Annotated in this window: 23 protein-coding genes; 14 read left to right on the plus strand and 9 right to left on the minus strand. The window is 64.2% G+C overall.

From position 1 onward, the window contains the following. Nucleotides 1-18: 18 nt before the first annotated feature. Nucleotides 19-1,671, minus strand: a complete 1,653-nt coding sequence (locus AC07PT_RS10065) for an aminotransferase class III-fold pyridoxal phosphate-dependent enzyme (RefSeq protein WP_494656601.1) — start codon at nucleotides 1,669-1,671, stop codon at nucleotides 19-21. Nucleotides 1,672-1,743: 72 nt separating this feature from the next. On the opposite strand from AC07PT_RS10065, the gene asd reads away from it, so the two are divergent. After that, the gene (gene asd, locus AC07PT_RS10070) at nucleotides 1,744-2,655 is read left to right on the plus strand and encodes an archaetidylserine decarboxylase (RefSeq protein ID WP_494656602.1); all 912 of its coding nucleotides are present in this window, start codon (nucleotides 1,744-1,746) and stop codon (nucleotides 2,653-2,655) included. Here asd and AC07PT_RS10075 read toward each other — a convergent pair. Together AC07PT_RS10075 and metK are read right to left on the minus strand one after the other, a co-directional pair. Then, nucleotides 2,631-4,262 carry a glycosyltransferase family 39 protein gene (locus AC07PT_RS10075; protein ID WP_494656603.1) on the minus strand — a complete coding sequence of 544 codons (1,632 nt, stop codon included), beginning with the start codon at nucleotides 4,260-4,262 and terminating at the stop codon, nucleotides 2,631-2,633. The two genes, asd and AC07PT_RS10075, sit on opposite strands and share 25 nt — an antisense overlap. A 626-nt stretch (nucleotides 4,263-4,888) precedes the next feature. Then, a complete protein-coding gene (gene metK / locus AC07PT_RS10080; protein WP_019576176.1) occupies nucleotides 4,889-6,070 on the minus strand; it encodes a methionine adenosyltransferase in 1,182 nt (393 codons plus the stop codon). 138 nt (nucleotides 6,071-6,208) lie between these two features. On the opposite strand from metK, the gene AC07PT_RS10085 reads away from it, so the two are divergent. Together AC07PT_RS10085 and AC07PT_RS10090 are read left to right on the plus strand one after the other, a co-directional pair. Further along, complete coding sequence (locus AC07PT_RS10085; protein ID WP_492347322.1) at nucleotides 6,209-7,039, plus strand: lysophospholipid acyltransferase family protein; 831 nt, start codon at nucleotides 6,209-6,211, stop codon at nucleotides 7,037-7,039. A 2-nt stretch (nucleotides 7,040-7,041) separates the two neighbouring features. Beyond that, complete coding sequence (locus AC07PT_RS10090; protein WP_492347321.1) at nucleotides 7,042-7,911, plus strand: LpxL/LpxP family acyltransferase; 870 nt, start codon at nucleotides 7,042-7,044, stop codon at nucleotides 7,909-7,911. Here the strand turns inward: AC07PT_RS10090 and AC07PT_RS10095 are convergent. Together AC07PT_RS10095 and yihA are read right to left on the minus strand one after the other, a co-directional pair. Beyond that, the gene (locus tag AC07PT_RS10095) at nucleotides 7,902-8,819 is read right to left on the minus strand and encodes an alpha/beta fold hydrolase (RefSeq protein WP_494656604.1); all 918 of its coding nucleotides are present in this window, start codon (nucleotides 8,817-8,819) and stop codon (nucleotides 7,902-7,904) included. The two genes, AC07PT_RS10090 and AC07PT_RS10095, sit on opposite strands and share 10 nt — an antisense overlap. A 48-nt stretch (nucleotides 8,820-8,867) precedes the next feature. Continuing rightward, a complete protein-coding gene (gene yihA / locus AC07PT_RS10100) occupies nucleotides 8,868-9,623 on the minus strand; it encodes a ribosome biogenesis GTP-binding protein YihA/YsxC (protein ID WP_492347319.1) in 756 nt (251 codons plus the stop codon). Nucleotides 9,624-9,697: 74 nt separating this feature from the next. On the opposite strand from yihA, the gene AC07PT_RS10105 reads away from it, so the two are divergent. The 5 genes from AC07PT_RS10105 (at nucleotide 9,698) to msrQ (ending at nucleotide 15,790) form a co-directional block, all read left to right on the plus strand. Continuing rightward, complete coding sequence (locus tag AC07PT_RS10105) at nucleotides 9,698-10,327, plus strand: c-type cytochrome (RefSeq protein WP_492347318.1); 630 nt, start codon at nucleotides 9,698-9,700, stop codon at nucleotides 10,325-10,327. A gap of 106 nt (nucleotides 10,328-10,433) precedes the next feature. Further along, the gene (locus AC07PT_RS10110; RefSeq protein ID WP_494656605.1) at nucleotides 10,434-12,632 is read left to right on the plus strand and encodes a cytochrome c biogenesis protein ResB; all 2,199 of its coding nucleotides are present in this window, start codon (nucleotides 10,434-10,436) and stop codon (nucleotides 12,630-12,632) included. 17 nt (nucleotides 12,633-12,649) lie between these two features. Further along, nucleotides 12,650-13,996, plus strand: a complete 1,347-nt coding sequence (gene ccsB, locus AC07PT_RS10115) for a c-type cytochrome biogenesis protein CcsB (protein ID WP_492347316.1) — start codon at nucleotides 12,650-12,652, stop codon at nucleotides 13,994-13,996. A 76-nt stretch (nucleotides 13,997-14,072) separates the two neighbouring features. Further along, nucleotides 14,073-15,077 (plus strand): protein-methionine-sulfoxide reductase catalytic subunit MsrP, encoded by a 1,005-nt coding sequence (msrP, locus tag AC07PT_RS10120; protein WP_494656606.1) that lies wholly within the window; start codon nucleotides 14,073-14,075, stop codon nucleotides 15,075-15,077. Between the two features lie 86 nt (nucleotides 15,078-15,163). After that, complete coding sequence (gene msrQ / locus AC07PT_RS10125) at nucleotides 15,164-15,790, plus strand: protein-methionine-sulfoxide reductase heme-binding subunit MsrQ (RefSeq protein ID WP_492347446.1); 627 nt, start codon at nucleotides 15,164-15,166, stop codon at nucleotides 15,788-15,790. Here msrQ and AC07PT_RS10130 read toward each other — a convergent pair whose 3' ends face one another. The 3 genes from AC07PT_RS10130 to lptM form a co-directional block, all read right to left on the minus strand. After that, on the minus strand, nucleotides 15,791-16,618 hold the full coding sequence (locus AC07PT_RS10130) for an oxygen-binding di-iron domain-containing protein (protein ID WP_027478407.1): 828 nt from the start codon (nucleotides 16,616-16,618) through the stop codon (nucleotides 15,791-15,793). A 98-nt stretch (nucleotides 16,619-16,716) separates the two neighbouring features. After that, nucleotides 16,717-18,003, minus strand: a complete 1,287-nt coding sequence (gene lysA / locus AC07PT_RS10135; RefSeq protein ID WP_494656607.1) for a diaminopimelate decarboxylase — start codon at nucleotides 18,001-18,003, stop codon at nucleotides 16,717-16,719. Beyond that, complete coding sequence (gene lptM, locus AC07PT_RS10140; RefSeq protein ID WP_492347313.1) at nucleotides 18,000-18,233, minus strand: LPS translocon maturation chaperone LptM; 234 nt, start codon at nucleotides 18,231-18,233, stop codon at nucleotides 18,000-18,002. The genes lysA and lptM overlap by 4 nt, the downstream gene beginning before the upstream one ends. Nucleotides 18,234-18,245: 12 nt before the next feature. On the opposite strand from lptM, the gene cyaY reads away from it, so the two are divergent. Continuing rightward, nucleotides 18,246-18,578: an iron donor protein CyaY gene (gene cyaY, locus AC07PT_RS10145; RefSeq protein WP_492347312.1), complete on the plus strand. Its 333-nt coding sequence runs from the start codon at nucleotides 18,246-18,248 to the stop codon at nucleotides 18,576-18,578. Between the two features lie 63 nt (nucleotides 18,579-18,641). Here cyaY and AC07PT_RS10150 read toward each other — a convergent pair whose 3' ends face one another. Beyond that, nucleotides 18,642-21,050 (minus strand): penicillin-binding protein 1A, encoded by a 2,409-nt coding sequence (locus AC07PT_RS10150; protein WP_494656608.1) that lies wholly within the window; start codon nucleotides 21,048-21,050, stop codon nucleotides 18,642-18,644. Nucleotides 21,051-21,291: 241 nt separating this feature from the next. On the opposite strand from AC07PT_RS10150, the gene AC07PT_RS10155 reads away from it, so the two are divergent. The 5 genes from AC07PT_RS10155 to AC07PT_RS10175 are packed head-to-tail and all read left to right on the plus strand — an operon-like array spanning nucleotide 21,292 to nucleotide 26,336. Continuing rightward, the gene (locus AC07PT_RS10155) at nucleotides 21,292-22,371 is read left to right on the plus strand and encodes a pilus assembly protein PilM (RefSeq protein WP_494656609.1); all 1,080 of its coding nucleotides are present in this window, start codon (nucleotides 21,292-21,294) and stop codon (nucleotides 22,369-22,371) included. Then, complete coding sequence (locus AC07PT_RS10160) at nucleotides 22,368-22,967, plus strand: PilN domain-containing protein (RefSeq protein WP_492347309.1); 600 nt, start codon at nucleotides 22,368-22,370, stop codon at nucleotides 22,965-22,967. Before AC07PT_RS10155 ends, AC07PT_RS10160 begins: the two co-directional genes overlap by 4 nt. A gap of 8 nt (nucleotides 22,968-22,975) precedes the next feature. Continuing rightward, nucleotides 22,976-23,638: a type IV pilus inner membrane component PilO gene (locus AC07PT_RS10165; protein ID WP_492347308.1), complete on the plus strand. Its 663-nt coding sequence runs from the start codon at nucleotides 22,976-22,978 to the stop codon at nucleotides 23,636-23,638. After that, complete coding sequence (locus AC07PT_RS10170) at nucleotides 23,635-24,180, plus strand: pilus assembly protein PilP (protein WP_492347307.1); 546 nt, start codon at nucleotides 23,635-23,637, stop codon at nucleotides 24,178-24,180. Before AC07PT_RS10165 ends, AC07PT_RS10170 begins: the two co-directional genes overlap by 4 nt. Further along, entirely contained in the window at nucleotides 24,177-26,336 is a 2,160-nt protein-coding gene (locus AC07PT_RS10175; protein WP_492347306.1) for a type IV pilus secretin PilQ, read from the plus strand. Before AC07PT_RS10170 ends, AC07PT_RS10175 begins: the two co-directional genes overlap by 4 nt. The last annotated feature ends 10 nt before the right edge of the window (nucleotides 26,337-26,346 follow it).

Here is a 26,346-nt window from a genome sequence, read left to right on the forward strand (position 1 = left end):
GTGATCTGCCGTTTTGCCTCAGCCGCGACGATGCGCCAGCATCTCCCTGAAGATGCTGCGCTTGATCGACTTGTTGGTCTGCGCGGCATCCTGCCACCACCAGCCGCCGGCCTCCATGGCCTGGCAGGCGGCGACAAAGCGGCGGCACACCTCTTCGAAATCGGCGTCGGTGTAGTTCAGGCTGAAGATCAGCCGCCCGGTGCCGACCCAGCTCAGGGCCAGCCCCTGTTCACGCAGGTAGAACTGCAGCATCCAGTTGTAGCGCGAGGGCCGGGTGTAGCTCACGGTCCAGACCGAAGACATGTTGGCCACCTGCACCGGGGCCCCGATGGCCTGCAGGCGTTGGTTGAGCTGCGTGGCGCGGCGGTTCTGGGTGGCGTCCAGGTCCACATACATGAGCTGGGCCTCCGGGGTTTCCAGGTAATCCAGGAAGGCCGCCATGGCGCCCATCACATAGGGGTGCGAGTTGAAGGTGCCGCGGGCAAAGCACAGGTCGGCCGGCCGGTCTTCGCGGTAGCGCTTCATCAGCTCGCGCTTGCCGCAGACCACCCCCACGGGCAGGCCACCGCCCAGGGTCTTGCCGTAGGTGACCATGTCGGCCTTGACGCCGAAGTACGCCTGGGCACCGCCCGGGGCCAGACGGAAGCCCAGGAACACCTCGTCAAAGATCAGCACGATGCCGCGCTCGGTACAGACCTCGCGCAGTTGTTTCAGCCATTCGGTGTAGGCCGCACGGTCGTACGCCGCGCTGCGCGAGCTGTCCACCAGCGAAGAGTCGCCCGGCGCGGCCTTGTTGGGGTGCAAGGCCTGCAGCGGGTTGACCAGCACGCAGGCAATGTCGCGCCGCTTGCGCAGCACCTGCAGGCTGTTCTCGTGCATGTCGCGCAGGGTGTAGGTCTCGCGCGGGGGCAGGGGGTTGCCGGGGCCCGGTTGAACATCTTCCCACCAGCCGTGGTAGGCGCCGCAAAAGCGCACCAGGTGGCGGCGCCCCGTGTGGTAGCGGGCCAGCCGCACAGCTTGCATCACGGCTTCGGTGCCCGACATGTGGAAGGACACCTGGTCCAGGCCCGAGAGGCGTTGCAGGCGGGCCACGTTCGAGGCGACCACGGGGTGCAGGCTGCCCAGCACCGGGCCCAGGGCCTGGGACCGGCGACTGCCCTCGGCAATGCACTGCCGGTAGGCATCCACACCGAACACGTTCACGCCGTACGAGCCGGTCAGGTCGTAGTAGCTGTTGCCATCCAGGTCGGTCAGGGTCACGCCTTCGGAAGCCTCCATGAAGGCGCCCACCTGCACGTGCTGGCGCAGCAGCGGGCTGTACTGGAAGGGCACCCGGTAGGCACCGGTGAACTGCAGATCGGGCAAGCCGTCGCGGGCGCTGGCCGTGAGGGCCAGCGTGCGGGGGCAGCGCGCCACCAGTGTGTGGCCCAGCTGCTGCAAGGCCTGGCGCCGTTGCGCGGCCACCTCGGCCGGTGCGCCATCAGAGTTGAAAAAGCGCTCTTCGCCGTAGGCGTAGCCGGGCAGCCACGAGGCCACGCGTTTGGCCATGCGCGAATGCCCGGTGAGCGAGGGGTGTTTCGCCCGCGACAGTTCCAGTCGGCGGATCAGCCGGGGCAGGGTGGCGGCGAAGGCCGCACCGCCCAATGCCCAGAAAGCCAGTGTTTCGTCCATTTGAAGAGGTCCGGATTTTTCCAATCGCGAAAGCGCGATGCCTCATCTGTAACTTGACTGATTGACACCTTGATGAAACTGAAAGCCTTGAGAGACCGCCTGCTGCAGCAGGAGGATTTGAATTTCCTGCTCACCAACCGGGTGCCGCGCATTGCGTTGACACGCTTCATGGGCTGGTTCAGCCAGATCCGTCAGCCGGTGGTGCGCGATGCCTCGATCGCGGTGTGGCGCCTGTTCACCGAGTTGGATCTGAGCGAGGCGCGCAAGCAGCACTTTGACAGCCTGCACGACTGCTTCACCCGCGAACTCAAGTCGGGCGCCCGGCCTTTTGACCCGGACCCCGAGGTGCTGGCCAGCCCTTGTGACGGCATCGTGGGGGCCTGCGGTGAGGTGGCGGGGCTGCAGGTGTGGCAGGCCAAGGGCTTTCCGTACCGGCTGGAGGATTTGTTCGGCGACCCCGCGCGCGCCGAGGTCTTTCGCGATGGTTGCTACGTGACTTTGCGCCTGACCTCGGCCATGTACCACCGCTTTCATGCCCCTCATGATGCCCGCCTGCAGCATGTGACCCACCTGACGGGCGATACCTGGAACGTGAACCCGATCGCACTCCAACGGGTGGAGCGCCTGTTCTGCCGCAATGAGCGCGCCGCCCTGCATTTGCGGCTGGAGCGCGGCGGCCACCCGCTGGCCCTGGTGCCGGTGGCGGCCATCCTGGTGGCCAGCCTGCGCCTGCACGCGCTCGATCTGCTCCTGCATGGCCGCTACCCCGGCCCGCATGAGCTGCCCTGCGATGTGGCGGTGGGCAAGGGGCAGGAGCTGGGCTGGTTCCAGCATGGCTCGACCATCATCGTGTTCGCCCCCAAGGGCTTTCGCCTGGTCGACGGGGTGGCCACGGGCCTGCGGGTGCGGGCCGGACAGCCCTTGATGCAGCTGCCTGAAAGTCTGCTGCCTGCTGCGGCTCAGGGGGTGGGCAGCACGTCGTAGACCACCCAGGCAAACGCCATCGGGTGCGGGAACCGCCAGCCTGAGCGGGCGGCCGTCACCCACAGGGGGCGGATGGGGCGACCGGTCTTTTCCAGCCATTCCTGGACTTCGACCTCGCAATTGCTGGCCTCGTAGACCTGGGCCTTTTTGAGGGGGCCGCGCGGGCAGATCATCAGGCCGCCCTGATGCTCCCAGCCTGGGTGGGGGGCCAGGGTGGTGGGCCACTCATCGGGCATGCCGGGCAGGGCGCGCACCTGATCGGACACAAAGAAGGCCACCATGGCGTTCTCGGCCCATTCGCCCCCGGTCCAGCCCAGGGGCAGGTCGGGGTGGCGCTGCTGCCAGCCTTGCATCATGACTTCGGCTGCGATCTCGTTGGCTTCGTAATAGCTGCGCTTGCCCTGGCGGGCCTGGGACACGGCCAGCACCACGCCGACCAGCACCACACCGATCAGCACCGGCCAGGCCGAACCCTGCAGGGCCTGCAGGCTGCGCGCGGTGGGGGTATTGGGGGGGCTGTTGTCCAGGGCCTGTCCCGAGGTGGGGCCAGGGGTGGCCTGCTCCAGGTTGCGCAGCCACAGCAGCGGGAAGGCATAGATGATGGGGATGGCCCAGGGGCTGGAGAGCTCGGCCATGCCGGCCATACCGGCCAGCAGGGTCACGGCACCGGGCAGGGCGGCCAGCCAGAAGACGGTGTCCTGCCAGTGCAGGGGCAGCCAGCTGCGCCAGGCCAGGCGCGGGATCAGGCCCAGCAGGCGGCGCCAGCGCCCGGGGCCCGCCGGGCTGGCCTGCCAGGCAAACACCAGCACACAGGGCACCCAGGCCAGCAGCACGAACAGCAGCGGGGTGAAGGCGAAATGCAGCAGGAAGTGCCACTCCACGTGGCCGCCACCCTGGTCGGCGGCGTAGCGCAGGGTGGGGTAGTCGTGGTGCCAGAGCCACCAGGCATGGGGCAGCAGGAACACCGCCAGGCTGAGCAGGGCCACGTAGGGCCGCGGGCTGCAGAACCAGCGGCGCATGTCGCGCCGCAGCAGGGCGGTGACGAACAGCGAGAACAGGAACACGCCGCTGTAGTACTTGCTGAGCATGCACACCGCGCCCAGAAAACCCAGCCACACCGAGGCGGTCAGGCCTGGGCGGCCACTTTGGCGCAGGCTGGCCAGCCAGGCCACGGCGGTCCAGGGCCAGACCGACAGCAGAATGGCATTGGCGTTGAACTTGGCCGCCAGCGTGGTGTAGGGCAGAGTCCACATCAGCAGCAGCACGGCGCTGGGTGCGAAGCGGCGCAAGCCCAGCAGGCGCGCCAACTGCGCCACCCCCCACAGGCCGATGGCCACGTTCACATAGGACAGCAGCTTGTACGACAGCGCGCTGCGCGGCATGGCCGCAAACCAGAGTTCAACTGCCCAGACAAAGAAAGGCGGGTGCTTGAACGTGCCCCATTCGAAGGTTTGCCCCCAGGCAAAGTTCTCCAGCATGTCGTTGTAGGGGTCCAGGTTCGGGTAGGCGAACCAATGCACCAGGGCCCACACCAGGCAATAGGCGACGATGAGCAGGCGCGTGCTGTGCTGGCCGTTGGGCTGGGCTGAAAGTGGGGCGGCTGGCACGGCTGGAAAACAGGTTGGATGGGGCGGTCTGGGGGGCTGGCACCGTCGGCTGCGGCAGGCCGGGTCAGAGGGCGCGTTGGGCTCGGGGCCAGCCGGAGCTGGCCCGCGGCTCTGGCCAGGTCGGCAACAGCCGGCAGCTGCGCCAAAGCGGCCGGAATTGTCTCACGGTTGGCTTGCCGCGGGATACGTAGGGTTACGAATGAAGGGCGGCCCCGGATTGGGCTGTTGTGGTGCTCAGGGTCTTCACAGCGGCTGGGCGCTGTGGGGGCTGTGCCCCAAAACCGATGCCGCGCAGGCGCGCGGCGGGTTGATAGCCCGGCTGCCGCCCGCAGGGCGGCAGCTTTATGGCTTCGGCCCGGCGCTTCGCGCCTTCACGTCAGCAGAGCTGACATAAGCCTTCGCCGCAAGGCTGCACGCAGCGCTGCAGCCAGTGCTTTTGGTCTGCGTTCACATCGCTGGCGCGATATGAACTTCGCCCAAGAACCGATACCGCGCCTGAGCGCGGCGGGCTTACAGCCCGGCTGCAGCTTTATGGCTTCGGCCCGGCGCTTCGCGCCTTCACGTCGGCAGAGCCGACATGAGCCTTCGCCGCAAGGCTGCAGATTCGCCTGCGGCGAATGCTGGCCTTACAGGCCAGCCGCTGCACGCAGCGCTGCAGCCTTGTCGGTTCGCTCCCAGGTGAACTCGGGTTCTTCTCGGCCGAAGTGGCCGTAGGCGGCGGTTTTTTCGTAGATGGGGCGCAGCAGGTCGAGCATCTGGATGATGCCCTTGGGGCGCAGGTCGAAGTGCTCTTGCACCAGGCGGGCGATCTGGTCGTCGGGGATGACGCCGGTGCCTTCGGTGTACACGGTCACGTTCATGGGGCGGGCCACGCCGATGGCGTAGGCGACCTGGATCTGGCACTGGCGGGCCAGGCCGGCGGCGACGATGTTCTTGGCCACATAGCGGGCGGCGTAGGCAGCCGAGCGGTCGACCTTGGTCGGGTCCTTGCCCGAGAAGGCGCCACCGCCGTGCGGGCAGGCGCCGCCGTAGGTGTCGACGATGATCTTGCGGCCAGTCAGGCCGCAGTCACCTTGCGGGCCGCCAATCACAAAGCGGCCAGTGGGGTTGATCAGGTACTTGGTGTCCTGCAGCCATTCCTTGGGCAGCACGGGCTTGATGATTTCTTCGATGATGGCTTCGGTGAAGCTGGCCTTCATCTTCTTGGCGGTTTCGCTCTGGTCGGGGCTGTGCTGGGTCGACAGCACCACGGTGTCGATGCTGTGCGGCTTGCCGTCCACGTAGCGCATCGTGACCTGGCTCTTGGCGTCGGGGCGCAGGAAAGGCAGGCGGCCGTCCTTGCGAAGTTGGGCCTGGCGCTCGACCAGACGGTGGGCGTAGTAGATCGGCGCGGGCATCAGCTCGGGCGTTTCATCGCAGGCGTAGCCGAACATCAGGCCCTGGTCGCCGGCACCGGTGTTCAGGTGGTCGTCGCTGGCCTGGTCCACGCCCTGGGCGATGTCGTTGCTCTGCTTGTCGTAGGCCACCAGCACGGCGCAGCCTTTGTAGTCGATGCCGTACTCGGTGTTGTCGTAGCCGATGCGCTTGATGGTGTCGCGGGCCACCTGGATGTAGTCGACGTGCGCGTTGGTGGTGATTTCGCCCGCCAGCACGACCAGACCGGTGTTGGTCAGGGTTTCGGCCGCCACGCGGCTGCGCGGGTCTTGCTTGAAGATGGCATCGAGGATCGCGTCGGAGATCTGGTCAGCCACCTTGTCGGGGTGGCCTTCAGAGACGGACTCGGAAGTAAAAAGAAAATCGTTCGCCATTTGAATAAACTCCACGTTTCAAGTTCTGGGGGCGTTGCCTCGGACTCGGGAGCTTTGGCGAACGCTTTAGCAGTTGTGTTTAACGTCGCCCTGCAAGTTGCTCATTTAACTCAGCGACCCGTTTATTCTACCCACCTCATGCTCTCGTTGTTCAGGGTCTTTGCCCTGTTTCCCCTGGGGTTGCTCCAGGTCATGGGTTGGCTGCTGGGTTGGCTGGCCTTTCTGGCCTCGCCGTCCTACCGCCGCCGTTTTCTGGCCAACGCCGACCTGGCGGGCGTGAGCCTGCGCGATCTGATCGCTGCTGTGGGCCATGGCGGGCGCATGGTGGCCGAGCTGCCGCGGCTCTGGCTGGGGCGGCCTCTGCCTTCGGTGTGGGCGGACCACGGCTGCATCGAGCGGGCGCTGGCTGCGGGGCGCGGGGTGGTGTTCCTCACCCCTCACATGGGTTGCTTCGAGTTGTCGCCCCAGGCCCTGGCACGCGACTATGCCGGGCGCTTTGGGCCGATGACCATCCTGTACCGCCCCGCCCGCCAGGCCTGGCTGGCACGCACCATGGCCTCGGTGCGCGAGCGTCCGGGCCTGCAGGCCGTGCCGACGACCCTGGCCGGGGTGCGCCAGTTGATCAAGGCGCTGCGCCAGGGGCGTGCGGTGGGGCTGCTGCCCGACCAGGTGCCACCCGAGGGCATGGGGGTGTGGGCACCGTTTTTCGGTCAACCGGCCTACACGATGACGCTGGCCGTGCGCCTGGTTCAGCAGACCGGGGCCACCGTGCTGCTGGCCTGGAGCGAGCGCCTGTCGTGGGGGCGGGGGGTGCGCATCCATGTGCGTGAGATGACGTCGCCCCTGGCCGAGGACATGACTCAGGCCGTCACCCAGATCAACGCCGAGATGGAGCAGATGATCCGGGCTTGCCCGGCCCAGTACCTTTGGGGTTATGCGCGCTACAAGCAGCCGCGCGGAGAGTTTTGAGCATGTGGAGTCGGTTCGGAATTGCGTTCATGCGGCTGATGGCCTACCTGCCCCTGTCCTGGGTGCGTGGCCTGGGGGTGGGTTTGGGCTGGGTGCTTTATGTGCTGGCCGTGCCGCGGCGCCATGTGGTGGCGGTGAACCTCAAATTGTGTTTCCCGGACGCGTCGGTGCCCCAGCGCAAGGCCTGGACGCGGCGGGCTTTCATCCACTTTGCCCAGTCCTGGCTGGACCGGGGCTGGCTTTGGCATGCCCCGCGAGAGGTGCTGGCGCGCCGCATCCGCTTGGTGGGCCCTTGGCAGGAGTTCGAGGGCGATACGCCGACGATCATTTTTTCGCCCCACTTCTTTGGTCTGGAGGCCGGTGGCATGGCGCTGTCCATGAACGTGGACCGGGTGTTCACCTCGATCTTCACGCCCCAGCCCAGCCCGGCGGTGGACGCCTGGATGAAGGCTGGGCGTTCGCGCTTTGGCGAGGTGACCATGCTGAGCCGCTTTGACGGCGTCAAGCCCATCATCAACACGCTGCGCAAGGGGGGCGCCCTGTACCTGCTGCCCGACATGAATTTCGGCCCCGAGGAGTCGATCTTCGTGCCCTTCTACGGGCACCTGGCGGCCACGGTGCCCAGCCTGTCGCGCTTTGCCCGGCTGGGGCGGGCCAAGGTGGTGCCGGTGGTGTCACGCATCACCGCCACGGGCTACGAGGTGGAGGTGATGCCGGCCTGGCAGAACTTTCCGACCGACGATGTCGAGGCCGACACGGCGCTGATGAACCAGCGCCTGCAGGGCTGGATCGACACCATGCCCGACCAGTATTACTGGGTTCACAAGCGCTTCAAGACCCGCCCGCCGGGTGAGCCCCCGGTCTACCGCTGAACCGCCTGGCCCAGAAAATCCTGGATCTGCTGCATGACCCAGATCGGGTCTTCGTGCACGATCCAGTGACTGGCGCCGTCATGCCGGCACACCTGCAGCCGAGGCACCCACTGCTCCAGGCCATCGAGCAGGCCGGGCAGCAGGGCATGGTCGCCCAGACCCCACAGCACCTGGGTGGGGCAATTCACCTGCAGCATGCTGTCGGGCAGGTCCAGCGTGGCCGCCCCGGGGTGTGTGGCGTCACCGGGGCGCAGCGGCGAGGCCCGGTAATAGTTGCAGCCCCCGCGCAGGCTGGTGCGCCACACCGCACGGTACTGATTTTTGACGCTTTCACTCAACCAAGCGGGCTCTCCCTGGCCGCCGAAGCGCTGGAAGAAGCCCCACAGGCGCGCGAAGTCGTCCTCGGCCAGGTACGTCTCGGCGTCCGGTTGGATCAGAAAGTTCATGTAGGCGCTGGCTGCCAGCTGGGCCGGGTTGTGGCGAAGCTCGCGCACAAACGCGCCGGGATGGGGCGAGTTGATGATCACCAGGCGCTGCATCAGCTCAGGGTGCTGGTTGGCCAGGCTCCAGGCCACGGCGCCGCCCCAGTCGTGGGCAACCAGGGCGCCGAGCGGCGCCTGCGGGGATTCCAGGGCGATCAGCGCCTTCAGGTCCTGCACCAGCAGCCGGGCCTTGTAGGCCTCGATCTCGGGTGGACGGCTGGACTGTTCGTAGCCACGCAGGTTGGGGGCCACGCAGCGCCAGCCTCCGTTTTCGGGGCGTGAGAAATGCAGCAGCAGCGGGTCCCAGACAAAAGCGGCTTCGGGGAAACCGTGCAGGAACAGCAGCACGGGTGCCCCGGCTGGGCCGGCGGCCCGGCAGCTCAGGGTGATGCCGTGCGGCAGGACATGTTCAAAAGTGTCGATCATGGGCAAGGGCTCCTGGGGCAGTGAGGGCCCCCAGACCTGGCCCGGCGCTCAGTCGACTTCGGGCTCGGCGGGCGCGGTCTCGGCAGGGGGTGTGGCATCCGGAAGGTCGGCGGCTGCCACGGGTGGATGGGTCCACTGCCACAGCAGGTGCGCGGTGTCTTCGATGCCGATGCGCTTCAGCGCAGAGAAGAGTTTCACATCGCCGCCGCCAGCGTTCAGTCGCGCAATCGACAGCGCCTTGGCGCCCTCGGCGCGGGTCAGCTTGTCGGCCTTGGTCAGCAGCACCAGAAATTTGAGGCCTTCTTCGACGCGCGGGCGGATGACTTCAAGCAGGGTTTCGTCCAGCTCGGTCAGGCCCAGGCGGGGGTCGCACATCATCACGATGCCGGCGAGGTTCTCACGGCTGACCAGGTAATTGGCCATCACACGCTGCCAGCGGATCTTGTCGTCCTTGGGCACCGCGGCGTAGCCGTAGCCCGGCAAGTCGGCCAGCACGGCATCGGTTTCACCCTGGCGGCCCAGCGAGAACAGGTTGATGTGCTGGGTGCGTCCGGGCTTCTTGGAGGCGAAGGCCAGTTGCTTTTGCTGCGTCAAGGTGTTGATGCAGGTGGACTTGCCCGCATTGGAGCGGCCCACGAAAGCGATTTCAGGCACCTGCAGGGGGGGCAGGTGGTGCAGTTGGGCAGCGGTGGTCAGAAAGCGAGCCGTGTGCATCCAGCCCAGGGCCGCCTTGGCCTCGGTGGAGGGGGGCGGCGCAGGGCGACGGACGGCGCTGGCCGGGGCGGATGTGGAGCGGTTTGTCATCAATGTGGAAGTATTCCTGAAGCCTCATTGTAGAATCGAGTGGTTTTGCGCCCCTAACATCATTGAGCCACGATATGAAGTTGATCGCTACCTTGCTCAGCGCCGCCGTGCTGGCCGCCTCCGCTTTTTCGGCCTTTGCTGCTGAAGAAAAACCCGCTGCGGCGGCCAAGCCTGACCTGGTCAAAGGCGAGGCGAGCTTCGCCACCTGCGCCGCCTGCCACGGAGCTGACGGCAATTCGGGCACCCCGGCCTACCCCAAGCTGGCACAGCAGCACCCTGACTACCTGGTCAAGCAGCTGCGTGAATTCAAGTCGGGTCAGCGTGCCAACGCCGTCATGAGCGGCATGGCCGCCGCGCTCAGCGAAGACGACATGAAGAACATCGCCGCCTGGGTTGCCAAGAACAAGGCCAAGCCGGGCTTCGCCAAGGAAAAAGACCTGGTCACCCTGGGTGAGCGCATCTACCGCGGTGGCATTGCCGATCGTCAGATCGCTGCCTGCGCAGGCTGCCACAGCCCGAACGGTGCCGGCATCCCGGCCCAGTACCCGCGACTGGCAGGCCAGCAGGCCGAGTACACCGCGGCCCAGTTGACCGCCTTCCGCGACGGTGTGCGCAAGAACAGCATGCAGATGACGGGTGTGGCTGCCAAGCTCAACGACCGTGAAATCAAGGCCGTGGCCGACTACATTGCTGGCCTGCACTGATCTTTGGCCCGAAGTTCTTTGAACTTCAGGCCGTTTTCTCTCCCTCAGCAGGGCGGGCCTCATCTGCGGCCCGCCCTTTTTGTTTGTATCAGGCCCTGGCGACACCATGTCTCTTCCCCTTGCTGAACCCGGCCCGCAGGCGCAGCCTTCGCGCGGCAGCCCCGAGCGCCTCAAGGTGCTGGTGGACCTGCTGTCGTCGATGCGCTTTGCCATCTCGCTGCTGACCGTCATCTGCATCGCGTCGGTGATTGGCACCGTGTTGCAACAGAACCAGCCGGCGGTCAACTATGTGAACCAGTTCGGCCCCTTCTGGGCCCAATTGTTTGGTGAACTGCACCTTTATTCGGTTTACAGCGCCTGGTGGTTTTTGTTGATCCTGGGCTTCCTGGTGGTCAGCACCTCGCTGTGCATTGCCCGCAACACGCCCAAGATCCTGGTCGACCTGAAGACTTTCAAGGAAAACATCCGCGAACAGAGCCTGCGCGCCTTCGGGCAGCATGCCGAGGCTGACTTCTCCGACGCCCCCGAGGGGGTGGCCCGGCGCCTGGGCGAGGGCTTGGTGCAGGGCGGCTGGAAAGTTCGGCTTCAGCAACGTGACACCGCTGCCGGCCCGGGTACGGGCTGGATGGTGGCGGCCAAGGCGGGGGCCGCCAACAAGCTGGGTTACATCGCCGCCCATTCGGCCATCGTGCTGATCTGCCTGGGCGGTTTGCTGGACGGCGACCTGATGGTGCGTGCACAGATGTGGTTCAACGGCAAGGTGCCTTACGCTGGTGCCGGCTTGATTGCCGATGTGCCGGCCCGCCACCGGCTGAGCGAGAACAACCCCACCTTCCGCGGCAACCTGATGGTGGCCGAGGGCACGCAGTCGAGCACGGCCATCCTCAATCAGTCCGACGGTGTGTTGCTGCAGGAGTTGCCGTTTGCGGTGGAGCTCAAGAAGTTCGTTGTCGAGCACTACTCCACCGGCATGCCCAAGCTGTTTGCCAGCGAGATCGTGATCCACGACAAGGCCACCGGCGCGCTGACCGAAGCGCGGGTGGAGGTGAACCACCCCGTCAACTACCACGGTGTCGAGATCTACCAGTCCAGCTTTGACGATGGCGGCTCCAAGGTGCGCTTGCAAGCCTTGCCGCTCGATTCGGATGGTGCCCGTTTCGAGGTCGACGGGGTGATCGGTGGCAGCACCGGTCTGACCCGCAGCCACACCGGAGAAAAGTTCAACCTGGAGTTCAGTGCGCTGCGTGTGATCAACGTGGAAAATTTCGCCGGCCAGGGCGGACCCTCGGGGTCGGGCGTGGATGTGCGCAAGGTCGATCTGCGCGACTCGGTCGAGGCCCGTCTGGGGGCGGCCAACAAGGTGATGACCAAGAAGGAGCTGCGCAACGTGGGCCCCAGCATCACCTACAAGCTGCGCGATGCGGCCGGCCAGGCCCGAGAGTTCCACAACTACATGCTGCCGGTGGACATGGAGGACGGCGGGGCGCCGGTGATGTTGCTGGGCATGCGTGAAACACCGGCCGAACCGTTCCGCTACCTGCGGGTGCCTGTGGACGATCAGGGCGGCATGGACAGTTTTCTGCGCCTTCGCAAGGCCCTTGGCCAGCCCAAGCTGCGCGAACAGGCTGTGGCCCGCTACGTGGCCTTGGCCATTGATTCCAGCAAACCGGAGTTGGCGCGCCAGTTGCAGGCCTCGGCCGGCCGGGCGCTGGACCTGTTCGCCGGCAACCCGGCGGCGGCCAAAGGCTCGGATCGCCCCACCGGTGGATTGCAGGCGGTGGCCGATTTCATCGAGGCCAATGTGCCTGAGGCCGAGCGCCCGCGTGCGGGCGAGGTGCTGATCCGGATCCTGAACGGGGTGCTGTTCCAACTGGAGCAACTGAGCCGCGAGCAGGCCGGGCTGAAGCCCTGGCCCAATGAAGCCAAGACCCAGGCCTTCATGACTCAGGCCGTGTTGTCGCTCAGCGATGTGCAGGCCTATCCAGTGCCGCTGACCTTTGTGCTGAAGGACTTCACCCAGGTGCAGGCCAGCGTGTTCCAGGTGGCGCGTGCCCCTGGCAAGACGGTGGTCTATCTGGGGTGTGCCTTGCTGATCCTGGGTGTCTTTGCCATGCTGTACGTGCGCGAACGCCGTGTCTGGATCTGGGTCCGCCCCGAGTCCACCGGCACCCGAGCCACGATGGCCCTGTCCAGCAATCGCAAGACCATGGATGGCGACCGCGAATTCGAGCACCTGAAAATCAAGCTGCTGAGCCTGGCGCCCGCGTCCCCCGACGCGGCCGACGGCCCTGTGGCCCCGAACTGAACACCGGAGTCGACCCCATGAACACCGCGACCCGTCCGACGACGAGCATCACCCTCAGCGAAGGGTTTTTTTCACGCCGGTCCTGGCTGGATTGGCTGTTTGCCGCCTTGGTGCTGGCCGCCGGGGGCGCCACCCTGTCCCTGTATGGGCAGGCCATGGACGTCTATGAAACCGGCATCCTGATCGCCGCCGTGCCGGCTGCGATCTGGCTGGGCTGGTTCTGGCGCCCGCTGGCGGTTTTGATGGTGGGCGTGGCAGGCCTCAGCCTGCTGGCCATCTCGTCCTACCACGCTTCGGGTGAGGCGCCCACGCTGGCGCGGGCGGACACGGTGTTCTGGCTCAAGTATTTCCTGTCCAGCCAGTCGGCCATCCTGTGGATGAGCATGCTGGTGTTCATGAGCACCATCTTCTATTGGCTGGGGCTGATCGGTGGCCAGCACGGGGCCACCATGGAGCTGACGGGCTCGCGCCTGGCCTGGGCCTCGGTGGTGATGGCCCTGACGGGCACCATGGTGCGCTGGTTTGAGAGCTACCTGCTGGGGGCCGACATCGGGCACATCCCGGTCAGCAACCTGTACGAGGTGTTCGTGCTGTTTTGCTGGATCACCACGGTGTTCTACCTCTATTTCGAGGCGCAGTACAAGACCCGTGCCCTGGGCGCTTTCGTGATGCTGGTGGTGAGCGCGGCCGTGGGTTTTCTGCTGTGGTACACGGTGGTGCGCGAGGCGCACGAGATCCAACCCCTGGTGCCGGCCCTGAAAAGCTGGTGGATGAAGCTCCATGTACCGGCCAACTTCATTGGCTATGGCACGTTTGCGCTCTCGGCCATGGTGGCTTTCGCCTACCTGATCAAGCAGCAGGCGGGCGAAAAGCGCTGGTACAAGCTCACCCCGCTGTGGTTGCTGGGGATCGTGCTGTGCTTCGAGCCCATGGTGTTCCGTCGCAGCACCAACGAGGCTGGGGGCAGCTATTGGGTGGTGTACTTTGCGATCTCGGCCCTGGTGGTGGCGGGCATATTGCTGGCCCGCGAGCGAATTGCGCGCCGCCTGCCGCCGCTGGAAGTGCTGGATGACGTGATGTACAAGGCGATTGCCGTGGGTTTCGCGTTCTTCACCATCGCCACCGTGCTGGGGGCCTTGTGGGCGGCCGAAGCCTGGGGCGGGTACTGGAGCTGGGACCCCAAGGAGACCTGGGCCTTGATCGTCTGGCTGAACTATGCGGCCTGGCTGCACATGCGGCTCATGAAGGGGCTGCGCGGCACGCTGTCCGCCTGGTGGGCCTTGGGCGGGCTGGTGGTGACCACCTTCGCCTTCCTGGGTGTCAACATGTTCCTCAGTGGCCTACACAGTTACGGGACATTGTGAACTTTCGGTGAATTTCGCGAATCCTTGAAAGAATGCGGGTCGTACTCCGACCAACGCATAACTTCAAGGAGCTTCCATGCTGATTCAGACGCGCGACGACGGTTTCCAACACCCGGTCGCCAGCGAAATCACCCCCGCTTCCGTGTATGCCGGTCGCCGCCAGTGGCTGCGGCAGTTGGCCCTGACCGGGGCCGGCACGGCGTTGGGCAGTTGGGCCGCCCGTGACGCCTTGGCCCAGGCGGCACCCTATGCCCGTCCGGGCAAGCTGCCGGCGCTGGCGGCCGGCAAGTCGGCTGTGGCAGGTGCCCTGACGATGGACAAGGTGACCGATTACAAGGACGCCAGCGGCTACAACAACTACTACGAGTTCGGCACCGACAAGGCCGACCCGGCGCGCAACGCGCACACCCTGGTGACCTCGCCCTGGCGGGTCGAGATCGACGGTCTGGTGAAGAAGCCCGGGCCGATCAACCTGGAAGACCTGATCAAGCTCAGCGCCCAGGAAGAGCGCATCTACCGCCTGCGCTGCGTGGAAGGCTGGTCGATGGTGATTCCGTGGGTGGGCTATTCGCTGGCCGAGTTGATTCGCCGCGTGGAGCCCCTGGGCAGTGCCAAGTACGTGGAATTCCACACCTTGGCCGACCCCAAGACCATGCCTTTCGTGGGCTCGCGCATCCTCGACTGGCCCTATGTCGAGGGCTTGCGCATGGACGAGGCCATGCACCCGCTGACCCTGCTGTCGTTCGGCATGTATGGTGAGGTGCTGCCCAAGCAGAACGGAGCCCCGGTGCGCCTGGTGGTGCCCTGGAAATATGGCTTCAAAAGCGCCAAGAGCCTGGTGCGCATCCGCTTCACCGACAAGGAGCCGGGCACCGCCTGGAACAAGGCGGCGGCCAACGAGTACGGCTTTTATTCCAATGTGAACCCCGAGGTGGATCACCCGCGCTGGAGTCAGGCCACCGAGCGCCGCATCGGCGAGGACGGCTTGTTCGCCAAAAAGCGCAAAACCCTGAAGTTCAATGGCTACGAGGCCCAGGTGGCATCCCTGTATGCCGGCTTGGACCTGAAGAAGTTCTACTGAGCGCCAGCCCCCCAATGCGTTCTGCTTCTTCTGCTTCTTCGCCTTCCATTGGCCGCACGGCCGGGCCAGTCGGTGTGCGATCACGCCTGTCGGCGGCCTTGCTCTCACCCTGGGCCAAGCCCGTGGCCTGGGTGTTGCTGTTGCTTCCCCTGGCCTGGCTGGTGGGGCTGACGGTCACCGAGGGCCTGGGGGCCAATCCGGCTGAGGCCCTGATCCGTGCCACGGGTGACTGGACCCTTCGCCTGTTGTGCGGGGTGTTGGCGGTGACACCCCTGCGGGTGATCGGGCGGCTGCCGGCCTTGGCCCGTTTTAGGCGTTTGCTGGGCCTGTTCGCCTTTTCTTATGCCTTGGTGCACCTGGCTTGCTACAGCCTGTTCGACATGGGGCTGGAGTGGGGTGACATCGGGCGAGACATCCTCAAGCGACCCTTCATTCTGGTGGGTTTCACGGCTTGCGTGCTGATGTTGCCCCTGGCTTTGAGTTCGTTCAATGCAGCCATCAAGGCGATGGGGGGGCGGCGTTGGCAGGCGCTGCACCGAGCGGTGTACGCCGTGGTGCTGCTGGGCCTGCTGCATTTCTTCTGGATGCGGGCCGGCAAGCACAACTTTGCCGAGGTGGCGGTCTACGCGGCGGTGATCTCGGTACTGCTGGGCTGGCGCCTGCAGCAGGCCTGGCGCAAGAGGCGCCGAGGCGCTGGCGAGTCCCGCGCCTGATCAATGGCCACCGACCGCGCGCAGGGCAGGCTGGGCGCCCCGCAGCGGGTCGATCTGCAGCGTGGGCAACTGGTAGGCGCGGTCGTCAAACAGGTCGATGCCGCACATCAGGTTTTCCAGCCAGTCAAAGAACTGGTTGATGGCCACCTGGCCCACGATGGGGGCGCCATGCTGGGGCACCAGCATGCTGATGTCGAGTTGGCGCGCCATGCGAACCCACAGTCGCAGGATCTTGTTGGAGACCATGTAGCGGCGGTGAAACCCCTCCATCAGCGGGATGTGGTCCGTCAGGTCGGTGACGAACTTCTGGGCCTGCTGGCCGGTGGTCAGTGACACGCCCAGATCGCCAGTGAACAGGATGCGGCTGACCGGATCGTAGAACTGGAAATTGCCCTCGGAATGCATGAAGTGCGCGGGCAGCAGCCACATCTCATGACGCCCGATGCGCAGCTTGCCGCCGCCATCGGGCACGCCGATCACGCGGTCTTCGGTCTTGCCGACCTTGGCAAAGTGGGGGGCGAAACGCTCCCAGATGCGTGAGATCACCAGCTTGGCGCGGGTGGAGGTCATCCAGCGGTCCAGCGAGGCGATGATGTCAGGGTCAGCGTGCGAGGCCAGCAGGTAGCTGAGCTTGCTGGGCGGAAAATGCTTGGACATGCCCAGGAACAGCTCATTGAAGGCGAGGTTGCCACCCGGGTCGATGATGGCGCCCGTGCCGTCGTCCACGATCAGGAACTGGTTCGCCTGCACGGCCTGGCCGCCTTCCTCGATGAGGTCGGTGAACATCAGGCAGGCGTGATCAGCGTCGCGGTAAAGTTCCAAAGGCATGCTTACTCCCTGCGGCCATCGACACGGCCGGAGCCTGCACTGTACGGAAATGGCATTTCTGTGACTTGATGCACATCAATGCCGTTGATCCGCACCAATCAGCCGTTGGGGAGCAGGTTTTCCAGGGCAAACGTGTCTGCTGCGGTCTCGCGGCGGCGGATCAGATGGGCCTGCTGGCCGTTCACCAGCACTTCGGCCAGGCGGCCGCGGCTGTTGTAGTTGCTCGACATGCTCATGCAGTAAGCCCCGGTTGACAGCACGGCCAGCAGGTCGCCCTGGTCGACTGCCAATGCGCGGTCCCGGCCCAGCCAGTCGCCGCTTTCGCACACCGGGCCGACCACGTCGTAGGGGGTGGTGGGGCGGCTGCTGTCGGCCTGCACTGGCACGATGGCGTGGTAGGCCTCATACATGGCCGGACGGGGCAGATCGTTCATGGCTGCGTCAACGATGCAGAAGTTCTTCTGCTCGCCGGGCTTCAGGTAGAGCACTTCGGTCAGGCACAGGCCGGCATTGCCCACCAGCGATCGGCCGGGCTCGATCATCAGCTGGCGCTGGCCAAAGCCACGTGCATCGAGCTTGGCCAGCAACTGCGCCCACAAGGCGTCGGCTTCGGGGGGCGTGTCACCGTTGTAGTTGATGCCCAGGCCGCCACCGAAGTCGATGTGGTGGATGGGGATGCCAGCCTGTTCGATCGCTTCGACCAGATCGAGCACGCGGTCCATGGCATCCAGATAGGGGTCGACCTGGGTGATTTGCGAGCCTATGTGGCAGTCGATGCCGACCACCTTCAGGCCGGGCAGGCTGGCAGCACGCTGGTAGGTGGCCAGGGCCCCGTCGTGTGCCACGCCGAACTTGTTGCCCTTCAGGCCGGTGGAGATGTAGGGGTGGGTCTTGGCATCGACGTTGGGGTTGACGCGGATGCTGACCGGGGCCGTGGTACCGAGTTCGAGTGCCACCGCATTCAGCACCTCGAGTTCGGCTTCGCTTTCGACGTTGAAGCAGCCGATGCCGGCCTGCAGGGCCTGGCGCATCTCGGCGCGGGTTTTGCCGACGCCCGAGAAGATCACCTTGGACACATCGGCGCCGGCGGCCTGCACGCGGGCCAGTTCGCCGCCGGAGACGATGTCGAAGCCGCACCCGGCCTGGGCGAAGACCTGCAGGATGGCCAGTGAAGAGTTGGCCTTCATGGCGTAGCAGATCTGGGCCTTGCGGCCGGCAAAACCGCGCTGGTAGGCGGCCAGTGCGGCCAGCATGGAGGCCTTGGAGTAGACGAACAGCGGGGTGCCGAAGCGTTGAGCGAGCTCGGGGCTGGCCACGCCTTCGATGGTCAGGACCTGGTCGCGATAAGAGATATGGGGCTGGCCGGGCAACGGGGCTTGGGTCATGGTGTGGTGGTGGTAGGCGTGAGGGGGGTGGCCGGAGGGGCGTCGTCGGACGGCTTGCGATCCGTCTGGGACCGCAACGAGTCGGGGGTCAGCACCTGAGGCAAGGTGGCACGCTGGGCTGCGGCCGGGTCTTGCGGCAGGTACAGCGGCCCGCGTTGGCCGCAGCCGAACAAGGCACCCGCAGCGACAAGGGCAATCAGCCTGACTAGAATTTGGATTCGACTCAACATCAGCGAATTGTAATGACCGACCTTGAATTCATGGACCGTGCCGAAACCCTGCTCAAGGCGGTGGAACTGCGCTGTGACGCCCTCAATGACGACACCGATGCCGATATCGACGCCCAGCGCAGCGGCGGCATGATCACCCTGGCCTTCCCCAACCGGAGCCAGATCGTGATCAACCTGCAAAAGCCCTTGCACGAGGTGTGGCTGGCCACGCGCAGCGGGGGCTATCACTACCGTTGGCTGGATGGACAGTGGCGCGACACCAAGGGCGCGAGCTCATTCTTTGAGCAACTGACCCAGGACGCCACCGTCCAGTCGGGCTTGAGCCTGCTGTTTGCTGCGCCCTGACGTCGCTCGGGAACCGCCCGGAACGCCCAGAAAGGGGCGGTTCCAGCTCCGCGGAAGAGGGCCTCAGTTCCGGAAAAGATCCAGGATGCGCGAGCGTTCGTCTGCGGGGGCGGGCGCATGGGCTCCGCTGGTGGCCGCTGCAGGGGGGGCCACCCCGGCGCTGCCGCCCTTGTCGTCCAGTCCCAGGGTGCTCACGCTGTTGCCGCGGGCAAATTCCTCAAAATACCATTCACCGCCGACATTGACCACGCCCTCCGGGGCACTGGGCTCGGACACCGGCACGCCCTTGAGTGCGCGCTCCATGAAGGTGATCCACACGGGCAGACTCAGGCCCCCCCCGGTTTCGCGGTCACCCAGCTTGCGCGGGGTGTCATAGCCAATCCAGGTCACGGCCGCCAGCGTGGGTTGAAACCCCGCAAACCAGGCGTCCATGGAGTCGTTGGTGGTGCCGGTCTTGCCATAAATATCAGGCCGCTTGAGCGCGGCCTGGGCCTTGGCGGCCGTGCCTGAGCGGGCCACTTCCTGCAGCAGGCTGTCCATCATGAAGGCATTGCGCGGCGAGATGGCGCGGGGGTTTTCGTCCAGAGCGGGGGCCTTGCTCTGGACCAGCAGCTTGCCTTTCTGGTCGGTGATGTGATCGATCACCCAGGGGTTGAGCCGGTAGCCACCATTGGCGAACACCGAGTAAGCCATCACCATCTGCATGGGTGTGACCGAGCCTGCGCCGAGCGCCATGGTCAGGTAGGGGGGGTGCTTTTCGGCTTCGAAGCCGAAGTGGGTGATCCAGTCCTGGGCGTAGCGCGCGCCGATCGATTGCAGCACCCGGATCGAAATCATGTTCTTGGACTTGGCCAGGCCGCGACGCAAGGTCATGGGGCCTTCGAAGGTGCCGTCGTAATTCTTCGGCTCCCAAGGTTGCCCACCGGTGGTGCCGGCATCAAAGAACAGGGGCGCATCGTTGACCACGGTGGCCGGGCCGAAGCCTTTTTCGAGTGCGGCCGAGTAGATGAAGGGCTTGAAGCTGGAGCCGGGCTGGCGCCAGGCCTGGGTCACGTGGTTGAACTTGTTCTTGTCGAAGTCGAAGCCGCCGACCAGGGCCTTGATGGCTCCGCTGCGGGGGTCCACCGCGACAAAAGCGCCCTCCACCTCGGGCAACTGGGTGATCTCCCAGCTGTCTTTGGGGGTTTTCACGACGCGGATCACCGCGCCGCGACGCAGTCGGATATTGGGCGGCGCCTTGTCGGAAAGGCCGGATTGGGCTGGTTTCAGGCCGTCGCCGGTGATCTCGACGCTGTCGCCATTGGGGCGCACGGCGATGATCTTCTTGGGGTTGGCTTCCAGCACCACTGCGGCCATCACGTCGCCATTGTCGGGGTGGTCGGAGAAGGCGTCATCGATGGCCTCGTCCTGCTCCCTGGGGTTGGTGGGCAAGTTGATGAAACGCTCGGGGCCTCGGTACACTTGGCGGCGTTCGTAGTCCATGATGCCCTTGCGCAGCGCGCGGTAGGCCGTGTCCTGGTCTGCGGCATTGATCGAGGTGTAGACGTTCAGGCCCCGGGTGTAGGCCTCGGATCCGTATTGGGTGAGCACCAGCTGGCGCACCGTTTCGGCCACGTATTCGGCATGGATGCGTGAGCTGTCGGGGCCGAATTTGATGCGCAAGGACTCGTTGCGGGCCTCATCGGCCTGGGCTTTGGTGATGAAGCCGTTTTCCTCCATGCGATCAATGATGTATTGCTGGCGGATGCGGGCCCGCTTGGGGTTGCTGATCGGGTTGTAGGCCGAAGGGGCCTTGGGCAGTCCGGCCAGCATGGCGGCCTCGGCCACTGAAATGTCCTTCAGGGGCTTGCCGAAATAGGTGTCGGCCGCCGCCGAGAAGCCGTAGGCACGGTTGCCCAGAAAGATCTGGTTCATGTAGATCTCGAGGATCTGGTCCTTGCTCAGCATGTGCTCAAGCTTGAAGGTCAGCAGAATCTCGTAGATCTTGCGGGTGAAGGTCTTCTCGGAGGACAGGTAGACGTTGCGCGCCACTTGCATCGTGATGGTCGAGGCCCCCTGGCTTTTGACGCGCCCCAGGTTGGCCAGTCCGGCTCGGAACATGCCGATGTAGTCGACGCCACCGTGCTGGTAGAAACGGGCGTCTTCAACCGCCAGCACGGCGTCTTTCATGACCTTGGGGATGTCCTTGATAGGCGTCAGGTTGCGGCGTTCCTCGCCAAACTCGCCAAGCAGCGCGCCGTCAGCCGAGTAGACCCGCAAGGGGAGCTTGGGCTGGTAGTCGGACAGGTCGGTGATGTCGGGCAAGTTGGGGTAGGCCACTGCCAGTGCCACGGCCACCAGCATCAGCACGCTCAACAAACCGGCCAGGGCCAGCCCGGCCAGCCACAGCAGCGCCCGCACCGCCCAGTGAGTTCTCCCTGGCGAGCTGGTGCGAGGGGACTCCTGAGGGTTCTTGGGGGTGGAGCGTGCCATGGTCGAATGCAAAGTGAATTGCGAATTATAGAAATTGGGCATCCGCAGGAGGGCTTGCCTTGACTTGCCACCTCGGCGAGTTCCGTAACTTATTGCAAAATAGTCACAAATCGTCTGCTTTTGACAACGAGAGGTGAACGCTGCCGGGTGGAATTCCTTGGTCTGACAACACCCTTGCTGATAGCATTCAAGCAAAGTGTGAAGTAGAAGCGTCCGTCCGGGCGTGTTACGGGGGACCATCTTGATCTCTTTAGGATCATTGTTTGGCCGGCAGGTGGCGCCCCTGCTCGGCATTGATATCAGTTCGTCCAGCGTCAAGCTGGTCGAGCTGGGTCGCGAAAAGTCCGGAGGGTATGTTCTCGAGCGCTGCATGATGGAGCCGCTGGAGAAAGGCTGGATCATCGACGGCAACATCGAGAAGTTCGATGAAGTGGCTGATGCCGTCAAACGCCTGATCAAGCGTTGCGGCAGTCGCACCAAAAATGTGGCCATGGCGCTGCCCGCTTCGGCCGTCATCACCAAGCGCATTGTTCTTCCAGGCGGCCTTTCGGATCAGGAGCTGGAAGTCCAGGTCGAATCCGAAGCCAATCAATACATCCCTTTCTCGCTTGAGGAGGTCAGCCTCGATTTCTGTGTCATCGGCCCCAGCCTCAGCTCGCAGGGCGACGTGGACGTCTTGATTGCGGCTTCGCGCAAGGAAAAGGTGCAGGATCGCCAGGGCCTGGCCGAGGCCGCTGGACTCAAGCCGATGGTGCTGGATGTCGAGTCTTTTGCCTCCCGCCTTGCTGCAGGGCGCTTGATCGAGCAGTTGCCCGGGCAGGGCGCCGGGCTCATGGTGGCCCTGTTCGAGGTGGGCTCGATGACCACCAGCCTGCAGGTGCTCAAGGATGGCGAGGTTCTCTACGAGCGTGATCAGGCCTTTGGCGGTGCCCAATTGACCCAGTTGATCGTGCGCCAATATGGTTTTTCCCCTGAGGAGGCGGAATCGAAGAAGCGCTCTGGTGAGTTGCCTGACGATTACGCCTCTTCGGTGCTGCGGCCATTTGTCGAGAGCGTGGCACAGGAAATCGGTCGGGCGCTTCAGTTCTTCTTCACGAGCACACCGTTCAACCGCGTGGATCACATCATGCTGGCCGGCGGTTCCGCGGCCCTGCCGGGCCTGGCTGAGGCGGTCACGCAACAGACCTCGTTTGCCTGCAGTGTGGTGAATCCCTTCGAAGGCATGCAGGTTCAGGACTCGGTGCGGATGAAAAAGATGGCTCGTGAGGCGCCCGCCTACCTCACCGCGTGTGGCTTGGCCATGCGGAGGTTTCTGACATGATCCTGATCAACCTGCTACCCCATCGCGAAGAGGCTCGCCTCAAGCGCAAAGAGGCCTTCAAAGTGGCCGTGGTGGGGTCCATGATGCTCGGGGCCCTGGTTGTGGCTTTGGTGTACTTGGTGTATCAGTCCAGCTTGACCGACCAGCGCGAGCGCAACGAGACCCTGAAGGCCGAGATCAAGTCCCTTGAAGTGCAGATCAAGGAGATCTCGAACATCGAGGCCGAGATTGCTGCACTGAAGGCGCGTCAGAAAGCGGTGGAAGACCTGCAGTCCGATCGCAATGCGCAGACCTACCTCATGAATGAGTTGGTCAAACAATTGCCTGACGGGGTGTATGTGACCAGCATGCGGCAAGAGGGGCAGACCATTCTGATTCAAGGGGTGGCCCAGTCCAATCAGCGCGTGTCTGAAGTGCTGAAGAATTTTTCTTCGGGCTCGCCATGGTTTGCCCGCCCTGAATTGCTTGAAATTCAGGCTGGTACCGTGAACCTGAGCGCTCGGGATCAACGTCGGGTGGCCAATTTCGGCATGAGATTCCAATTGCTGCGCGCCTCGGAAGTCGAGAAGGCTGCTGAAGCAGCTGCGAAGAAGTGAGTCTCACGATGGCGATCAACACCAAATTCTCAATTGACTTGCCGGCTCTGTTCGAGCAGGCCAAATCCCAGTTTTCCGATCTCGATCCCAAAGACCCCTCGGCCTGGCCGGCGTTTCCGCGCTACCTGACCTTTGTGTGCGCCGCTGCTGCGGTGGTCATCGTGGCCTGGTTCGCCTGGCTCACCGATTTCCAGGCTGAGCTGGAACAGGAAGTGCTGACCGAAGAGAAGCTCAAGACGGATTTCAGTGCCAAGCTGACCAAGGCGGTGAATTTGGACGCACTGAAAAAGCAGCGCGAGCAGGTTCTGCAATATGTGAATCAATTGGAAAAGCAATTGCCAGGCAAGGCGGAAATGTCGGCCTTGCTGTCGGACATCAATCAGGCTGGTTTGGGGCGCAGTCTGCAGTTCGAACTGTTTCGCCCCGGTCAGATGGCGGTGAAAGAGTATTACGCCGAGTTGCCGATCTCGATCCGTGTCACCGGCAAATACCACGACATCGGGTTTTTCGCTTCCGATGTGGCCCATCTGTCCCGCATCGTGACCCTGAACAATCTGACACTGAGCCCGGGCAAGGATGGGGCGCTGGTGATGGATGCCACGGCCCGGACCTTCCGATACCTTGATCCGGATGAAGTGGCGAGCCAGCGCCAAGCCAAGGGGGGCAAATGAACAGGTCACTGCAATCCCTCTGGCCTTTGCTTGTGGTGGCCACGGCGACCTTGGCGGCGTGCAGCTCCAACGAGTCGGAGATCAGCACCTGGATGGCTGAGCAGAGGGCCCAGAGTCGGCCCAGGGTGGTGCCGATTTCCGAGCCGAAGAAGTTCATTCCCCAGGAATACCAGGGGGCAGATGCCATGGACCCCTTCAATGTCCAGAAACTCACCCAGGCGTTGAAGCGTGAGTCCGCTTCGCCGGGCAATATGGCCATCATTGCGCCGGAAATGGCCAGGCGCAAAGAGGCGCTGGAAATGATGCCGCTGGATTCGATGGCCATGGTGGGCAGCATGCAAAAAGGGGGTGTTCCCGTGGCGCTGCTGCGCATCGACAACCTCTTGTACCAGGTCAAGGTCGGCAATTATCTGGGGCAGAATTTTGGCCGAATCATGAAAATCACCGAGACCGAAGTCCAATTGCGCGAGGTGGTCCAGGACTCCTCGGGTGATTGGATCGAGCGACCGGCCTCTCTGCAATTGCAGGAGCGGGGAAAATGAAAATGAATCACTTTATAAAGTTGGCGCTGCGGCTGATTTTCTCGCTGGGCCTGATGGTTTCGGTCAGCGGTCTGAGGGCCCAGGAGACTCAGACACTGAAAGCCATCTCGGTCTCGTCCCATTCTGGTGCCGAAGTGGTCCGCTTCGATTTCTCTGAAGCCGTGAATTTCCGGCTGAACGGGTTTGGCATCCAGTCGCCGGCCCGCGTCGCACTCGACCTGCCCGTGGTCGGGAGTGCATTGCAGAAAAACGTGGTCGAGTTCACGCAGGGCAACGTCAAGTCCGTCAATGTGATCCAGGCCTCTGATCGCACCCGCATGGTCCTGAATCTGAAGCGCTACCAGGCCTACAGCACCCAGGTGGTGGGCAAGTCGGTTTTGGTGACCTTCGAGCCGGTGGTGGCCAGTGCCAACACCGGCACCACGGTCTCGTCGTCCTTTGCCGAGTCGCACAACGACGATGTGTTGCCACTCAAGGACATTGACTTCCGCCGTGGCAACGACAGTGCCGGTCGCGTGGTCGTCAGTCTGCCGAACAACCAGACGGGTGTGGACCTCAAGGTGCAAGGCCAGAGCCTGGTGGTCGAGTTCCAGAAGTCCTCGCTGCCGGAAGGCCTGCGTCGGCGCATTGACGTGTCAGACTTCGGCACGCCAGTCCAGTTGATCACCTCCACCCAGGTGGGTGACCGTGTGCGTGTGCTGATCGAGCCCAAGGGTGACTGGGAGCATTCGGCCTATCAGAGCGACGATCAGTTCGTGGTCGAGGTGCGTCTCAAGAAGGTCGACACCAGCAAGCTGCTGCAGGGGCCGACCTATTCGGGCGAGAAGCTGTCTCTGAACTTCCAGAGCATCGATGTCCGGTCGCTGCTGCAGGTGATTGCGGACTTCACCAACTTCAACATCGTCACTTCCGACACCGTCTCGGGCAACCTCACCCTGCGTCTCAAGGATGTGCCCTGGGACCAAGCCTTGCAGATCATCATGGACTCCAAGGGCCTGGGCATGCGCAAGGCTGGCAACGTGCTGTGGATCGCCCCGCGCGATGAGCTGGATGCCCGCACCAAGAAAGACCTGGAGGCCTTGCAGGCCATCGAACGGCTGGAGCCGCTTCGCACACAGTCGTTCCAGCTCAACTACGCCCGAGCCACCGACATGGTCTTGCAATTGCGGGGTGCGGCTGTCGGGGTGGGGGTGGGAAGCGGCGCTGTGGGGGGGGTGACTCGTTTCCTGTCCGAGCGCGGCAGTGTGATTGCCGAGCCTCGTACCAACCAACTGTTTGTGACCGACACCGCCAAGAAGCTCAATGAGGTGCAGGAGTTGCTGACCAAGCTCGACATCCCGGTGCGGCAGGTCCTGATTGAGGCACGCATCGTCGAGGCGTCGGATACCTTCGGTCGCTCCCTGGGCGTGCGCCTGGGCGGCAGTGACTTGCGCGGCGTGCGCGGTGGCGATGCGGGGTATTCGATCGGCAACGGCAATCGGGTGGCCGTCGGGGGGTCCTATGACGCGGTGTCGTCCACCACCACGGAAAGTTCAAACGTCATGACCACGACCAACACCAGTTTTGTGAACTTGCCGGCCACCGGGCAGGGCGGCTACACGGCCTCTTCGTTTGCCTTGTCGATCTTCAACTCGGCCGCCAACCGCTTCCTGAACCTGGAAATCTCGGCCCTGGAGGCGGACGGCAAGGGCAAGGTGGTGTCCAGCCCGCGCGTCATCACGGCGGACCAGACCAAGGCGCTGATCGAGCAAGGTACGGAATTCCCCTATCAACAGGCCACGTCCAGCGGTGCTACTTCGGTGGCCTTCCGCAAGGCCAACCTGAAGCTCGAAGTGACCCCTCAGATCACGCCCGAAGGCAACATCATCCTCGAGCTGGACATCAACAAGGACAGCAAGGGCGAAACGACGGCTCAGGGTATTGCCATCAACACCAAGCACATCAAGACCCAGGTGCTGGTCGAGAATGGCGGCACCGTGGTCATTGGCGGGATTTTTGAACTGACGGAGTCAGACAGTGAGGCCAAGGTGCCCGTCCTCGGGGACATCCCGGTGATGGGCAATCTTTTCAAGACCAAGACCAAGTCGGTCAACAAGCAGGAAATGCTGGTGTTCATCACCCCGAAGATGGTGTCGGATCGTGCGACCAACCGTTGATTCGGGGATG

The sequence above is a fragment of the Curvibacter sp. GW821-FHT09D12 genome (genome assembly GCF_059416245.1).